We start from the raw sequence: 15,661 nt of genomic DNA, 5'->3' as shown, positions 1-15,661 counted from the left end.
GTGAAAAAGAAAACGACCATACCGGAATATCCCTGTATGATCGTCGAGGTTCATTTCTAAATTTAACTTTATTATGATGCGTACGCCTTAATCTTCTCTTCCACTTCCACTCTGGAAATACTCAAGGAAATCGCAAGCTCTTCATACAAAATATCTTCAGCCTGCTCCATGAAATGTAAATCCGAAAGAGTGAGCTTCTTCCCCTGTCTTGCTCTTTCTTCTCTTCGCTCCAATACCGTTTTAATGACCTGCAGTAAGGCATCCGGGGCGCAACTCTTAATCCCTTCTCTACAATTCTCTTCTCTCTGCTTTGGAGTCTTGCAAGTCAATGCATGAATGTGCTCGGCAGTATGCAGAAAACTTTCCGCCTGCTCTCTGGTCATCACCGAACGCATATTCGTTCTACTGGCTTCCACCGGAGCATAAACTGCCCCATCCGGCTTCTTCACTGCCTGCATTACATAATAATCCTTATCCTTGGGAATTCCTTCCAGGTCCAGACGTGTAGTCCCTAAAATCTTATGAACTCCCTTACAGCCATAAACCACATAAGTGCCTGACTGAAACATTTTAACCTCCTTTTCTTTTCATCTTTAGACAGGTATTGTGATGAACGACCACGCTGAAACGAGATACCGCATGCTTTTTCAAGCGATACTCGTTATGAATAAAAATGCCCTCACAAACTCTGCTTCCCGTTAAACCATACAACCCTATCACGAACAAATAACTGGATAATATTTTAGCATTTCTCAACAAAAAACTCCAGTGCATTTCCCGGAATTCATAATCTTTGTCTAAGTTAAATAAATATTATTTATTCCTACTATATTTTCTTATGCTTTTTATCCAGTTACTTATGATAAGGCTCTCCTGAATTGATTCTGAAGCCTCTATAGATTTGCTCTAAAAGGATAACGCGCATCAGCTGGTGAGGAAAAGTCATCGGTGAAAAACTAAGAAGATAATCCGCTCTTTTGTAAACTTCTTCACTTAATCCCAGGGAGCCTCCAATCACAAAGCTAAGGTCACTTTTCCCTTCCAGAAAAAGCTTCTCCATTTTCTTGGCAAACTCTACGGAATCCAGTTCCTTTCCCTTTATGGCCAGGGCTATCACAAAAGAACGTTCCGGTATTTTTTCCAGAAGGCGCCTTCCTTCCTTCTCTAAAACCAATCTGTCTTCAGAAGGACTGCTCCCTTCTTTCGTCTTTTCGTCAGCTACCTCAATCATTTCCAACTTACAATAAGCCAAGAGGCGCTTTCCGTACTCGGAAAGTGCCTCTCTGTAAAACTTTTCTTTTATTTTTCCAACCGAACAAACTCTTACGGTCATATTTATGTCCTCTTTCCGGCAAACTTCGGTACCGAAGCGGAGACGGAACGCACATCCGCGTGTCCCAGTTCGTCAAAATAAACTTGTTGTCCGTCTACCGTAAAGGCATCATATTTTCCGGCAGTTCCCTGCAAAATGCCGCTCGGCCTTCCGCTTTCATCTGCAGTAAAATAGTACGTCTGATTCTTTCCCTTTTCGTCCGGAATAGAGGCCCAGCCCATCAGAACAAGACCGGCATTATCATTGTTTCTTTTCAGATTGTCATACTCTGCAAAGTACCATTTGCCCTCATCCTGAAACCAGCCTTCCATTGCATTTCCATTCGCATCAAAAAAATAAAACCGATGCCCGATTTGAACCCAACGGTCCTTGGCATACTTCCAAGCCTTTTCCTTTGTATCCAGATACAAAAGTTTCCAATGATTTTCACTGTCTTCCCATCTGTACGCCAAGCTCTGCCCGGATTTCACTGCAGAAATCTCTTCCCCGGTCGCTTCCCTTTCTGCGGCAAATATTGCAAAAGAAAAGCAAAACAACAGTGTAAAACTCACCAAAATCAACGTTACAAACTTCTTCATGAAACCTCCCGTCTTAAAAAGGAAGGTTGAAATTCAGGAAAGCATACTCTTTCTTTCTTTAACTTGCTCCAACATATCTCTGTACTTCTGCGCCTTCTCTTCCTCTTCCTCCACTTTTTCTTTAGGAGCTTTGGCCAGGAAACGCTCGTTTTTCAACATTCCTTCTGCACGTTTTATTTCATTCACAAGGCGAGCTTCTTCCTTCTCCAGTCTCTCTCGTTCTTTTTCAATATCCACAAGATCACTGAAGGGGATAAACAGATTTGCCTTCGGAATGAGAACGGATACGGCATTCTCAGGAATTCCGTCCCGATTCTCCTGTATTATAACATCGGAAGCAAAAGCAAGGGTAGCAAAGAAAACCTTACTATGTTGGAACGTTTTTCTTAACGCTTCGTCCTCGGAAACAAGATAAACCGTAGCTTTTTTGGATGGTGCCACATTCATTTCGGTACGAATATTTCGAATCGCACGAACCGCTTCTTTAATTGCTTCAATCTCTTTCTCTTCAGCACTAAAGTCCAGTGTTTCCGTGTATTTCGGAAAATCGGAAATGATAAGAGGCTTCTCATCTTCTCTGAATAAAGATATCTCCGTGTCATAAATTTCTTCCGTAATGAAGGGACAGAAGGGATGAAGGAGGCTTAAGGAAGTCTTAAGAACTTTCAATAAAGTCCACAATGCAAGGCATTTGCTTTCTCCCCCCTCATTATAGAGGCGCGGCTTCACCATCTCGATATACCAGTCGCAGAACTCCTCCCAGATAAAGCTCTGTGTTTTATCCAAGGCGATACCGAGGTCAAAGGATTCAAGATTTCTCGTCACCTCCGCTACCACACCGTTCAACTTGGAAAGAATCCACTTATCCGCCATCTCAAGATTCTCCGGAACTTTCTCCAAGAGTTCGGAAAGAGTCGGATTTTCAAGAGAAGACAGGGCCGAAAGAGCCTTGCATTCCTCTTCATTACAGTTCATGAAAAGGAAACGGGAAGCGTTCCAAACCTTATTCATAAAATTACGGCTTGCTTCCACCCTGCTATGATAGAAACGCATATCATTTCCGGGGGCATTACCGGTAAGCAGCGTCATGCGAAGTGCATCCGCGCCATATTCCGCAATAATTTCCAAAGGATCGATACCGTTTCCGAGAGACTTACTCATCTTTCTACCCTGATCATCCCGCACAAGGCCATGTATCAAAACCTTCTTAAAGGGAACCTTTCCGGTCTGCTCAATACCGGAGAAAACCATACGAACAACCCAGAAGAAGATAATATCATAGCCGGTAACCAGGACATCAGTCGGATAGAAATAACGATAATCCTCGGTATCTTCCGGCCAGCCAAGTGTCTCAAAGGGCCAGAGGGCACTGGAGAACCAGGTATCCAGGGTATCCTCATCCTGCGTAAAATGCTTTCCTCCGCAATGCGGACAAGTTTCAGGCATCTTCTCACTGACTACCACTTCGCCGCAAGCATCGCAGTAGTAGGCCGGAATACGGTGTCCCCACCAAATCTGTCTGGAAATACACCAGTCCTTGATATTTTCAAGCCAGTGGAGGTAGGTCTTTCCATAGTTTTCAGGAATAAACTGTAGCTCTCCGCTCTTTAAAGCTTCAATGGCAGGCTTAGCCATCTCTTCCATCTTCACAAACCACTGGGGTTTCACCATAGGCTCAACGGTAGTCTCACAGCGATCGTGGATTCCTACATTATGGATATGCGGTACCACCTTCTTTAACAGTCCAAGTGCCTCAAGATCCGAAACCATGGCTTTTCTTGCCTCATAACGATCCATGCCGTGATATTTGGAACCCGGTAAATCAATCTTTGCATCATCCGTCAAGATATTCATCACTTTGAGATGATGACGTTCCCCCACAACAAAGTCATTCGGATCATGTGCAGGAGTAATTTTTACACAACCGGTCCCGAACTCCTTATCTACATACTCATCGCTAATGACGGGAATGGTTCGATCCGTTAGGGGTAGCTGCAACTCTTTACCTACTAAATCCTTATAGCGCTCGTCATCGGGATTTACGGCAACCGCCATATCGCCAAGAAGTGTCTCCGGACGGGTCGTGGCAATCTCCACAAATTTTCCCTCTTCTCCGACAATCGGATAAAGAATATGCCAGAAAGAACCTTCCTTCTCTTCATGCAGTACTTCCGCATCGGAAATAGAGGTCTGGCAAACCGGACACCAGTTAATGATTTTGGCTCCTTTATAAATATACCCCTTCTCATAGAGGTGGATGAAGCTTTGCAGTACGGCATGAGAACATCCCTCATCCATGGTAAAACGGATTCTGTTCCAATCCGGGGAGGAGCCAATCTTGTGAAGCTGATCCACGATTCGCTTCTCATACTTTTCCTTCCACTTCCATGCCTCTTTCAAAAAGCCCTCTCTTCCGAGATCATGCTTATCTATGCCTTGTTCCTTCAGCATGTTGATAACCTTCACTTCCGTAGAAATTGCCGCATGATCCGTTCCGGGCTGCCAGAGTGCTTCATAGCCCTGCATTCTCTTAAAACGGATCAGGGTATCCTGCAAAGCATTATCTAATGCATGCCCCATGTGAAGCTGCCCTGTAACGTTGGGAGGAGGCATCATAATGGTAAAGGGCTTCTTCGCCTGATTTACTTTCGCGGAAAAATAATTTCCCTGAAGCCACTTCTCATAGATTCTGTCTTCTACCTCTTCCGGATTATATTGTTTTGCCATTTCTTTCATCTATACTTCCTCCTGTCTTACACTCTTCCCCGAATTTCCTCTTTCCAGGAAGCAATCTTTTCCTTTGCAAAGGAAAGAAACGCTTCCTTTCCTTCTCTATACGACTCTTCTATTTTATGCATTTCCGGAGCTGTCCTTGCAAGGCTCAAGCCTTCCTGCCATTCCTTTTCCCAGACTTCCGTAAGTCCTTCTTCCAAGTCCTGGAACGCACTTTGGTACTTATCCTTCGGAAAGCACATTTTGGACAGAAAATACAGTCTTCTTGCCGCCATCTTATCGTGATTTTTTTCGTAGAGCCTTCTATAGCTCTCCGCCGCACGCTGAAATTCCTTGGTTTGAATATAGCATTCTCCGATTTTTCGGATTCTTCTTCCGTTTTCCTCAAAGTGTAAAGCGTCCTGATAGGCATCCACTGCCTTTTTATATTTTCCGAGAGAAAAGAAGCTGTCCCCCATCTTTTCTCTTCGTTCCGCCTCGCTTAAGGCATGAATTCTTCTCCATTCCTGGGAAAGCTCTTCCACTTCTTTCTCCGTATAGTAGCTGCTTTCTCGAATCAGGCGGAAAATCAATCTTTCCTCCTTCTCCCCCATCTCCAGGAGTTGCAGAAGCTTCTCTCCCAGTTCTTTCTCTCCCAATGCTTCACTGAGCCATCTGCAAAGCTCGGGATTCACGAAATGATCCGGCACCAGGATAAGGTAGTGTCCCAGAGCATAGCCGAGTTCTTCCAAAGAGTAAACGGAAAGATCCAGTCTCTCATAGTAGTATGGAATTTCGGCTTCTCTCCCGCATAAAATCAGTGCCATTTTACTCCTTTCCCTTCAGAGGAATCGTCTCTTTAATGGATTGAAAACTCCCCTTCCACAAATCTCCGAATCCTAAATCCGTAATTTCTATCCCCGCAACGGCATTTCCGTGAAATGAGGTTCTTAAGGATACCTTCGTACAACGTCTCTCTCTTTTCGGAAAAGAAGTGAGGCTCATACGATACTGTTTTCCCCGATTCGTTGCACTCACATCCTGTACCTGAAAATCAATATAGTCCTGGTTTTCCAACAAAAGACGAATGTCCTCCGTTTCCTTTAGCCACGAATCTCCCGCATGAGCAAGATAAAGCGGAAAATCTCTTTCCTTCTTTGTCACCTTGATGCTGATGTCTGCACCGATTCTGGTATCGCAGAGGAGAAGATACTCTTCTTCCTCCCCCTTTCCGAGAAGCCGTCCGTAATACAATGCTCCGATAGAAAAGAGAAAAGATTCCACACAGACTCGTCTGCCTCTGACTATTTTCTTCATAAATTCAGGAAAAAGTTCCGTATTTTCAAAGCCTTTCCCGGACAAAAAGAAGGCACTGTATACCTTGGATTTTGTCAAACGGTCACAAAGTCCGGATAGTACCTGATCCGTCATCCTTCTTCCTCTGGGATCTTCCAGAATTCCAAAGGACAGTGCATCCGGTTGTACTTCCGAAACGGAAATAGCGTATTTTTTTGTTCCTTTGGAGACCTGCATCTCATAGTAATGCAAGACCTGGGAAGAGAACTCCAGCATTCCCACCTGTCGATTGTAAAGCTTTTTATCCTGCCTGAGAATATAGTGAGAAAAGCTTTCCGTATGACTAATCAGCTGTACCGCATACTGCCCGGAAAACTTCTCCTTTACCAGCTCGTTGAGTGAGCTCATCAGTTCCACATCCGCATCCCGAACGGAAAGTACCAATGTATCCTTTCCCTCTTCTTCCGGAATTTCCCTTCCCTGAACGCGCCTTTCTCCTTCCAAAAGCAGATTCTCCAAAAAGATTCCGAGGAGTTCCTTTGCATCATAACAGGTCTCCGAAATCGTAGCGCTTCCCTTCTTCTTAAAGAGAGAAAGAAGCTTGTCTACCAAGATGACTCCTCCATCCAGATTTTTCTTATATGCCTCTTCTCCGATATAAAAGCGGTCCCCCTTCCTTTCCCGACTTAAAAGAGTAGGGAAACGATAGGTATATTCTTCTCTGTAAAGGGAAATATCCGTATATTCATCACTTAATGCAATCCCGATGACTTTCACAAAAACCTCTTTCCTAATCCTTCAGAACCCTCGCTATACTAAGTTCTTTCTCCTCATAGTCCTCCATAAGCGGAAGCAACTCTTCTACCTTTTCTTCCATAAGAAGACGGGACATCTTACAAAGTGCTGTATAGACATCCTCTCCCTCCATCATCATGCCCTCTTCTTTTTTCAAAACCGACTCATAAAGAAGCTTGTCTTCTTTTCCCAAAGTGAAACGATATTCCATCTTTTCTCCGGGGAACAGCAGGAAGGATGCAGTATATATGCCATGATAACTATGTTGCAGCTCTTCTCTGTGAAATTCCTTCTCTCCCTCTGCACGTACCGAGAAATAAGGTTTCTCCTCTGCCTTTCCATGATATTCCACCACGGTCTTCTCCAGCACCGCTCCCGGAAGCGGGACAAATTTTGCCAGACTCTTCGTATAGGAAAAGACAAGGTTCTTCTCCAAAAGAATCGGGACAATGCTGTTTAACAGTTCCCTCTCATCCTCGGTCAGGCTCTCTCTTTTGGAGAAAGAATAGCTTAAAGCCAGAAGATAGAGCAGCGGAACCCGTTCTTTATAGCTTTCTCCTCGCACCTCTTCATAAAGCAGGGCGGTAAAATCGGGAAGCTCCCGTTTTTGATACAGGAATATGGAAGCGGCATAATTGCTTAAGAATGCACGGATCAGTAAACTTTCTCGTCCTGAGAATTTTCTGTATAAGTGAAAGGCCTCTTCCGCCTCTCTCATCTTTTCCGTAAAAAGGCATTGTGCCAAAAGGCGTTCCGCCATATTCAAAAGGCGGGAAGCATCGATTCCTCCCTTTTCTTCCCTTCTCTGTTCCGCAGTCTTTAAAACCGCATACATTTCTTTGCTGCTGCCATTCCATTCTTCCAAGAGGTAAGAGAGACCCTTATCACTAATTCTCTCAGCTCTGAAAGCAAGATGAGAAAGATATAAACTGAGTTCTTCCTCTCCCCGGTCTATCGCACTGTCCGAAAAGGCGGGAAGAAGTTCCTTCTCAATATGCAAATAAGGGTATTCCTTATAAAACATAAGGGCACGATCCATTTCCTTTCGATAAAGAAGTGCGGCAAGATAGTCCTCTTTCTCCTTTTTCTTCATTCCTTTTGTAGGAATGTGATGCAGAAAACGGAGGCTCTCTTCAGGGAATTCGCTCTGCTTTTCCTGCCTGTGATAAGCCAGAATCTGTGCCAAAATCTCCATACGGAAAGAATTGGAAAAAGCGGAATTGTCAAAGGCTCTCTCCATACATTCCAACTCTTCCTCCGTCTTAATCCCTTCTTTTTCCAATTGTAAGGCTTTTTGTAAAAGGAAGACCGGCGTATATTCGGAAAAGCGTTCCATCCTCTTTTCCAGATCTTCTCCTTCAAAGACTTTGGTCTTTCGATGATTTACCCGTGTATAACGATTTCCCATCCCATCCTGAAAGAGAAGAATCATGTCCTTATAGGGCATAGGAATATAGGCCTCTCCCTCTTTTAAGGAATAGACCTCTTCTCCTTTTAATGCCGGGTGAGAAAGAATAAGTTTCTCCATTTCCGAATCTTCTACAACAACCTTATAGGAACGAAGCAGCTTCGGAAGAAGTTCCGCCATCTTCTCATCAACCATATCCGGGAGGATCAGTTTTTGATACAGTAAAGCCAATTCCTCGTCCATCTTTCCGGCAAGCATGGACTCTACCGCAAAGTCCTGCATTTGTCTTGCAAAGCGAAGGTAGATTTCCGAATTTTCGGGAAAATTCTGTAAAATATTGTAATACAAGGCCGAGGCCAACCCTTCTTCCACTCTATACTCATAAGAAAAGTAAAGGTAAACCGCTCTGGGAAGTTCTTCCTTATAGCCTTTTTTCATGGAATAAAGAAGATTTTCATAGAGATTGGTCAGCTTAATATTTTCCTCCACACCTCTTTTATATAGTTCAAACGCTTCTTCACCACGTTCTCCTCTTCGGATGCAAAGACTGATCTTCTCTTCTAAGCTCAGTCCCTCCGGAAATTCCAGTTTTTTTTCTTCTTTTCTTTTAGAGGAAGACAATAAGCCCTTTCGGTTTATTCCGTTTTTCGGGCGATAGGAAAAATAAGCCAAAAACTCTTCCAGCGCCAGAGCACGATTTCCACACGGCTTTAGAAGTTCATAAAGCTTTACCGCCTTTGCACTTTGCATAATGGGTGCCGATAAGAAGTCCCGATAGTCAAAAATACGGGTTGCAGCCTTTTTATCCGCTTCCATCAACTTCTGTAAATCTTCAAAATGCCTAATCTCTTTTAACTGCTTCGCAGATGGTGATTTCTCCAATATAAAATGATAGGGAATTTGTTTTTCCCCACCCAGATACACAAAAGACAGCTCCCCTCTAAGCTCGCTCTCCTCTTCCATCCCCTCCGTATTTACCGTAAAACTAACCTTTGTCCGAACTCCCCCGAAAGCATTTTTATGTAAGCTGATATAGGGCGCCTCACAATAAACCAGTCCGCGCATGGGGACCGCATTCAGGGATTGAATAAAAATTTCAAAGGTTTTACTTTCCAACAGAGAAATCTTCCCCTCGATTCTCTCTTCGGAAAAATGCGTGGACGGTCTCTCCTGATCCACAATTCCTCTAGCCAGTTTATTAATCTTTTCTCTCATAGCAAACACTCCATAGGGCTCTATTTTAGCACAGGAAGACCTTTCTAAAAAGACAGATTTTTCCATTCCCTGCATTCCCCCCCGCACTTGCTTATTACCGTAACTTTCTGCTACACTATAGTCTCGATAAAAAGAGTGCAAGAAAAAAGGAAAGACTATGACTACAGAAGCTTTAACCCAATATAAACTCATGATTTTGTATTTATTGCAATCCGTAAATTATCCCTTAACCAACAGTCAATTAAGCGGATTCTTTTTGGATAATGAATATACAACCTACTTTACTTTGCAGGAATGTATCTCCGACCTTGTAGAAGCCGCTCTGATTGTTTCACATCAAAGTCAAAGTACAACCCGCTATGAAATTACGGAAGAAGGAAAACAAACGCTTCAATTTTTCGAAGAAGAGATTTCCACCATAGCCAAAGAAGACATGAATCAATTTCTTTTGAAAAATAAATTTCGTCTGCAAAACGAAGCAGCCGTACATACGGACTATTCCCAAACGGAAAACGAGGAGTACCTTGTGCAGGTAGAACTCCGAGAAAGCAAAAATCTACTCTGTCAAATTAAACTGTCCGTCCCCAGTGAAGAAAATGCAAAAGCGGTTTGTAAGGCATGGAAAGCAAAAAGCGGAAAACTATATGCTTATCTTCTCTCTGCCCTTTTAGAAGAAAAGTAAGTTGAACATCCGGCTTATTCCGGGGCACCTTCGAAGTTCGGGTGTCCCTTTTTGTTATAAACAGAGAGCCGTGTATGGAATACGCGGCTCTCTGCGCTCATTTCTATACCGTACAGAAAGAAAATCCCTCTGTCTTTTCCTTAAGCAATTTTTCCACGCTGACCAATTTCACAACCAGGCAGAAAAGCTCTGTCGCAATACGCAGGTCCTCCAACGGCGGATAAGTCGGTGCGATACGAATATTGCTATCTTCCGGATCCTTATGATAGGGGAAGGTTGCTCCTGCAGGAGTAAGCTTCACACCCGCCTTTTTACACTTATCCACCACCGCCTTGGCGCAGCCCGGCAGTGTCTCAAAGCTAATAAAATAGCCTCCCTTCGGTTTCGTCCAAGAGCCGATATCCAGGCCGTCTAAGTTCTTTTCAAAAACAGTTTCTATCATCTCAAACTTTGGCCGAATGATATTGGCATGCTTCATCATATGCTTTACCATACCGTGAATGTCTTCAAAGAAACGAACGTGACGGAGTTGGTTTACCTTATCATGGCCAATGGTCTGGTACTGCATCTGTTTCTTGATGTCTTCCAAGTTGTTTAAGCTGCTTGCCATGGATGCAATTCCGGAACCCGGGAAGGAAATCTTCGAAGTGGACGCAAACTTATAAACAAGATCGGGATTGCCCGCCCTCTTGCACTCCGCCAAAATCTCAATCAGATAATCCTGGTCGTGATCGTAGAGGTGATGCATACCGTAGGCATTGTCCCAGTAAATACGAAAATCCTTTGCCGCAGGTTTCAGTCTTGCAAAACGGCGCACCGTCTCATCGGAGTAACTGTAGCCCTGGGGATTACTGTACTTTGGTACACACCAGATTCCCTTGATACTCTCATCGGAAGACACAAGTTTCTCCACGATATCCATATCCGGACCCTTCTCCGTCATCGGCACATTAATCATTTCAATTCCGAAATACTCGGTAATGGCAAAGTGACGGTCATACCCGGGAACCGGGCAGAGCCACTTGATTTTGTCCAACTTACACCAGGGTGTATTTCCCATGACTCCATGCGTGTAAGAACGGGAAATGGAATCATACATCACATTCAGGGAAGAATTTCCGAAGATAATGATATTATCAGGATTATTTTCCATCATATCGGAGAGCAGTTCCTTTGCCTCCGCAATACCGCCCAAAACACCGTAGTTTCTCACATCAAATCCGTCAGAGGAATACATGTCGGCTTCACTGTTTAAGGCATCCATCATCCCGTTGCTCAAGTCCAGCTGGTCGAGACTCGGCTTACCTCTACTCATATCCAGATTAAGGTCCATGTTCTGATACTCTCTATAACTTTGCTTTAATTCTTTCCGTAAACTTTCCAATTCCTCTACCGACAAATCCTGATATCTTGTCATACCGGCCTCCTCCGCATTGACTGCATTTACTTTCTTTTCCGCATTCTTTTTCATCTTTGTACACATCCTTTTTAGTGTCGTTTTGGAGATTCTTCTTTCAGCCTATACTTTCTTCTGACATATTTAGGATGCCTTTTTCCGACTTTCTTGGCGCGCTCGGATAAGAGGGTATTTCCTCCCAGTACTTTTACACGACTCTCTAAAAATTGCAGTTCTCTGGCAGCCTCCGCATCATCCGGATAGCGACTGCAGTACTTGGAAAAGGCATCATAGGCATTTTGCCATTCTCCCGTCTTCTCCAGATAAATCGCTTCACTGTATTCCAATTCCCGATCCGTACTGAGTCCCTTCTCTTTTGCTTCATCCAATTCTTTTCTGGCCAAATCCAAGTCATCCTGATTTAAAGCCTCTCCTGCGGATACGATACTTTTTTTTGCCTCAATTAAATCCTGTAATTTCGCATAATTCTTGGTGGAAATGGTCTCCAGATTCTGCAGATTTTCTTCCGCCTCGCCCAGTTTTCCCAGATGAATCTCCGCTTCTACCTTGTAAGCCAAAATATCAAACTGCAGAGTTCCAACCTTACCCTTACTTTTCTCTAAGGCAAGATCAAAATTCTCCAGAGCTTTTTCTGCATCTCCTTTTTCCAGAGCGGTAATTCCTTCCGTTCGATAAGCCTTTGCCTCATTTTTACAAGCACTAAGGCTGATGAGTGTAAGTAAAATAATTCCTGCCAGCTTTCTTTTTTTCATGGTTTTGTCCCTCTTTCTTGTCCTTCTCTTTAGTTGATTTATCGTTCTAAGCCTTTCCGGTCGTACCGAATCCGCCGCGATTCATATTGTTCAAGTGCTCTACTTCCACAAAATGTACTTCGGGCTGATGCGGCATAATCCGAAACTGACCGATCCGATCATTTACATGAATTTCCGTATCTCGCATAGCTAAAATCGGCATATGAATAATGTCATTATCCCCGCAAAAAGACTCATCAATGACTCCCATAGCATTGGTCTGCAATATTCCGAAGTTTTTAAATGCCGAGCTTCTGGGAAGGACCCACATCTCATAGCCTTTCGGGAGTTCCACGGAAATTCCCATGCTGATTAAACGAAACTCTCCCGCCTTCATCTTTACCTCTTCCGCAACGCGAAGGTCTATCCAGTCACTTTTCCCGTCAATATAGCATAGCTTCTCCAGCTCCTTCACATGGTACTTGATTTTTATCTTTTCTTCCATTTCCATCTCCCCCTAATCCAGGCATTTCTTTGTCTGCCTATTTCTTCCCTATAAGATTTCGTACGGCAGGTTCTGTTCTGATGAAAAGGAGGGGAGAAAAGCTCTTCCGAATTCTCGCTTGACTCTTCCGCCTGTTCGTTTGACTCTTCCGCCTCTGCTTCCAGTTCTTGTAAATAAGCCTCTATGAAGGCATCGCTTTCCTCTTCCTCAGAATCGAACCCGCCTAAGTTTCCGGGCTTTCTGCGTTCGCTTCCTCCTCCGCTTCCTCTTCAGTACTATTCCTCAAGTCCTCTTCAAGAACTTCCCTCTGCTCTTCTTCAATCTCTTCTCTTGCAGCTTCTTCAGTCTCTTCTCCTACTGTTTCTTCAGTCTCTTCTCCCACGGTATTTTCATCGGTAGCCTCGGCCTCATCCGGCTCCAAGCCGAAGCCGTCTTTTAATTCTTCCGTAACCTCTTCCTTTAAGAGTTTCTCCACTTCTTCCGGAAGAGCGGGCAAGTCCTTTAAAGAATTCACACCGAAGCGGTACAGAAATTCCTCTGTTGTGGCAAAGAGCATCGGTCTTCCCGGTGCCTCCAAACGACCCACTTCCTCGATAAGTCCGAATTCCACCAAACGATTTACCGCATGATCCGACTTAACTCCGCGGATTCTTTCCACTTCCACCTTGGTAATCGGCTGACAATAGGCAATGATGGAAAGGGTTTCCAACGCAACATCGGAAAGTACCGGCTTCTGCGGTCTCTTCACAACTCTGATTAAGCCTTCATAGGTCTTGGGATGACTCACCATCTGATAGCGATCTTCCAGCTTTTTGATGAGAAGCCCTTCCTGCCTCTCCTCATATCTTTCCCGCAACCTTTCCGCCGCAAGGAAAGCGCCATCCTTCCCCATGTTTAAGCAAGTAGCAATTTCCTCCACGGAAACGGAGCGCCCCAAGGAAAAAAGCAGAGATTCCACGAGGTTTTCCTCTTCCCTTTTCCTGATTCTGTCCTCTTCTTCAATTTCTCCGCCTAAATCCGGGACCAGAGAAATCTGTTCATACTCTCCCAATCCGAAACCTCCTAATCAAACTCTTCAATTCCTGTAATATCTAAATTCTCCGGGTCTTCTTCCGAAATGCCTTCCTTCACCTCTATATGCAAGTCGGAAAACGCCTTCTCCTGTGTCAGGCTGATTTTCCCCATCTTCATTAGCTCTAAAATAGCCAAAAAGCTGACCACGGTCTCCGTCTTCCCCTTAGCATTGTGAAGCATTTGCCGGAAAGAAAAACGGCCATGAGCCTTAGCATAGGCAAGTACATCCTTGATTTTCCCCTGTAAGCTGATTTTCTCCCGCTTGATCTTTCCAAAATTGGAACGGAGCGTGTCTTTCCTGTCTTCTTTTCGCCGTACAATTTCTCGCATGGTTTCCCGAAGCCTGAGAAGGTCTATTCCCTTTAAGAGATAGTCTATATCCAGGGGAGGACTGTACCGCTCTACTTCTTCCGGAATACTGGGCTCTTTCTGTACGCTCATCGGTGCCGCTTCTTCCTTTTTATGCAGCAGCTTTCCCATTTCCTTGTACTTCTTATATTCCAGAAGTCGCTGAACGAGCTCTTCCCGAACGTCCCCTTCCTCCTCTTCCTCTTCTTTGGCGGGAAGCAACATTTTGGCCTTAATTTCCAAAAGTGTCACGGCCATAATCAGGAAATCGGAAATGATTTCCAAATCATCCTCTTCCAAGCGATTGACGTATTCCAGATACTGCTCCGTAATCTGTGCAATGGGAATATCATAGATATCGATTTTATTTTTCTCAATCAAATGTAGGAGGAGATCCAAAGGTCCCTCAAAGGCATCCAATTTATACGAAATAATTTTTTCCCTCTCTCCGAACATCGCTTCTCCTGAAAATACTTCTCTGCTTTCCTATGAAAATGCTTCTCTGTTTTCCTATGAAACGGACGACAGGTGTACAGCGTGCAGTATCTCGTCTACTTGTTCTTTCCCATACACAACCCGTTAATTTTACTCTTCCTTAGGGCACAAGTCAAAGCAAGAAAGTTCAGGAAAGTTATTTATTCGAATATTGATTGTATGGGTTCCCAGTCCTCTACTGATAAAATAGCGCTGTTCTCCTTTTTGAAAAAGCCCGCGGGGTTTCGGAACAAAAAAGCGAAATTGCGGAGTCATGAAAGCAAAAAAAGGGATGCCCACCGCCCCGCCGTGAAAATGGCCGGAAAGCAGAAGGTCGACAGGTAAAGAAAGAGCCTCCTCTATATAGAAAGGACTGTGAAGCATTGCAATGGTAAAGCACTCTTCTCCTTTTGTCTCCCGAGGATCTTCCCGTATAGCAGAAGATAGGGCATTTTCCCAGGAAGCTCTTATTTTGTCTTCCAAGTCTTTCTTTTTTTTAAAAAACAAAGGTTTGTAATAGGAAATATCCAGAGGAAAGCCCGCCACCAGTATCCCTTTTTCCGGAAAGACCGCCTTTCCATCCACCACTTCTACCCCTGTAAAAGCCTGCTGAAAGAGGGTTTTCTGTCCTTTCTTTTCCTTTTTGGAAAATAGCTTTACCTCATGGTTCCCCATAGAATAATAGACCGGATATTCCCTTGCCAAAGTAGAAAGCAATTTTGCTCCAACTTCCGCCTCATCCCTTTCATCTGTTTCCTCCGCGGAATGACTGATGGGAAAGTCTCCTCCAATGAGAATAAAGTCCGGCTCGGCTTTTCGAATCTTCTCCAGCAGAATGCAGTTCTCTTTCCCGAATTCTTTCTCATGCAAGTCTGTCAAAAAGATAAAACGACATTTCTTTTTAATTTTAGCGGAAACGATACGATAGTTCTCCACTTTCAGTTGATTTCTTTCCCAGTAGGAATAGATAAGTGAACCGATTCCGATTACTGAAAATGTTAAGAGAATTAACATTTTGCTCCTTTCTACGAATTTTAAGCCAAATATGCTACTCTGAAATAGAAATAGAAAGCGAATCATCGCCTCCACACAG

Annotated in this window: 14 protein-coding genes; 1 reads left to right on the top strand and 13 read right to left on the bottom strand. The window is 43.9% G+C overall.

Annotation, left to right across the window (positions count from 1 at the left end; genetic code table 11):
* Window positions 1–71: 71 nt before the first annotated feature.
* The 7 genes from HMPREF9124_RS04855 to HMPREF9124_RS04825 form a co-directional block, all read right to left on the bottom strand.
* Window positions 72–569 (bottom strand): CarD family transcriptional regulator, encoded by a 498-nt coding sequence (locus HMPREF9124_RS04855; protein ID WP_009429054.1) that lies wholly within the window; start codon window positions 567–569, stop codon window positions 72–74.
* 284 nt (window positions 570–853) lie between these two features.
* A complete protein-coding gene (gene rlmH, locus HMPREF9124_RS04850) occupies window positions 854–1,333 on the bottom strand; it encodes a 23S rRNA (pseudouridine(1915)-N(3))-methyltransferase RlmH (RefSeq protein WP_009428725.1) in 480 nt (159 codons plus the stop codon).
* A gap of 2 nt (window positions 1,334–1,335) precedes the next feature.
* Window positions 1,336–1,911 carry a hypothetical protein gene (locus tag HMPREF9124_RS04845; protein ID WP_009428180.1) on the bottom strand — a complete coding sequence of 192 codons (576 nt, stop codon included), beginning with the start codon at window positions 1,909–1,911 and terminating at the stop codon, window positions 1,336–1,338.
* A gap of 33 nt (window positions 1,912–1,944) precedes the next feature.
* Complete coding sequence (locus tag HMPREF9124_RS04840; protein WP_009428520.1) at window positions 1,945–4,647, bottom strand: valine--tRNA ligase; 2,703 nt, start codon at window positions 4,645–4,647, stop codon at window positions 1,945–1,947.
* A gap of 17 nt (window positions 4,648–4,664) precedes the next feature.
* A complete protein-coding gene (locus tag HMPREF9124_RS04835) occupies window positions 4,665–5,450 on the bottom strand; it encodes a tetratricopeptide repeat protein (protein ID WP_009428890.1) in 786 nt (261 codons plus the stop codon).
* Window position 5,451: 1 nt separating this feature from the next.
* On the bottom strand, window positions 5,452–6,696 hold the full coding sequence (locus tag HMPREF9124_RS04830; protein WP_009429045.1) for a DUF5716 family protein: 1,245 nt from the start codon (window positions 6,694–6,696) through the stop codon (window positions 5,452–5,454).
* A gap of 13 nt (window positions 6,697–6,709) precedes the next feature.
* A complete protein-coding gene (locus HMPREF9124_RS04825) occupies window positions 6,710–9,337 on the bottom strand; it encodes a DUF5717 family protein (protein ID WP_242821557.1) in 2,628 nt (875 codons plus the stop codon).
* 157 nt (window positions 9,338–9,494) lie between these two features.
* On the opposite strand from HMPREF9124_RS04825, the gene HMPREF9124_RS04820 reads away from it, so the two are divergent.
* Window positions 9,495–10,019: a DUF4364 family protein gene (locus tag HMPREF9124_RS04820; protein WP_009428161.1), complete on the top strand. Its 525-nt coding sequence runs from the start codon at window positions 9,495–9,497 to the stop codon at window positions 10,017–10,019.
* A gap of 103 nt (window positions 10,020–10,122) precedes the next feature.
* On the opposite strand, the gene HMPREF9124_RS04815 is transcribed toward HMPREF9124_RS04820, so the two are convergent.
* From HMPREF9124_RS04815 to HMPREF9124_RS04790, 6 genes are all read right to left on the bottom strand, one after another.
* Complete coding sequence (locus HMPREF9124_RS04815) at window positions 10,123–11,490, bottom strand: aminotransferase (RefSeq protein WP_009428655.1); 1,368 nt, start codon at window positions 11,488–11,490, stop codon at window positions 10,123–10,125.
* Between the two features lie 17 nt (window positions 11,491–11,507).
* Window positions 11,508–12,188 (bottom strand): hypothetical protein, encoded by a 681-nt coding sequence (locus tag HMPREF9124_RS04810; protein WP_009428775.1) that lies wholly within the window; start codon window positions 12,186–12,188, stop codon window positions 11,508–11,510.
* A gap of 46 nt (window positions 12,189–12,234) precedes the next feature.
* The gene (locus HMPREF9124_RS04805) at window positions 12,235–12,672 is read right to left on the bottom strand and encodes a dUTP diphosphatase (protein ID WP_009429255.1); all 438 of its coding nucleotides are present in this window, start codon (window positions 12,670–12,672) and stop codon (window positions 12,235–12,237) included.
* Window positions 12,673–12,895: 223 nt separating this feature from the next.
* Window positions 12,896–13,723 carry an SMC-Scp complex subunit ScpB gene (scpB, locus tag HMPREF9124_RS04800; RefSeq protein WP_009427734.1) on the bottom strand — a complete coding sequence of 276 codons (828 nt, stop codon included), beginning with the start codon at window positions 13,721–13,723 and terminating at the stop codon, window positions 12,896–12,898.
* Between the two features lie 11 nt (window positions 13,724–13,734).
* Window positions 13,735–14,550, bottom strand: coding sequence for a segregation and condensation protein A (locus HMPREF9124_RS04795; protein WP_009428256.1), 816 nt, complete (start codon window positions 14,548–14,550; stop codon window positions 13,735–13,737).
* A 129-nt stretch (window positions 14,551–14,679) separates the two neighbouring features.
* The gene (locus HMPREF9124_RS04790; protein WP_009429884.1) at window positions 14,680–15,582 is read right to left on the bottom strand and encodes a metallophosphoesterase; all 903 of its coding nucleotides are present in this window, start codon (window positions 15,580–15,582) and stop codon (window positions 14,680–14,682) included.
* Window positions 15,583–15,661: the final 79 nt, after the last annotated feature.

The sequence above is a fragment of the Oribacterium sp. oral taxon 108 str. F0425 genome (genome assembly GCF_000214455.1).
GTDB classification, from domain to species: Bacteria; Bacillota; Clostridia; order Lachnospirales; family Lachnospiraceae; genus Oribacterium; species Oribacterium asaccharolyticum.
Note: the sequence above shows the minus strand (reverse complement) of the source record. Positions and strands in the feature narration are given on the sequence as shown.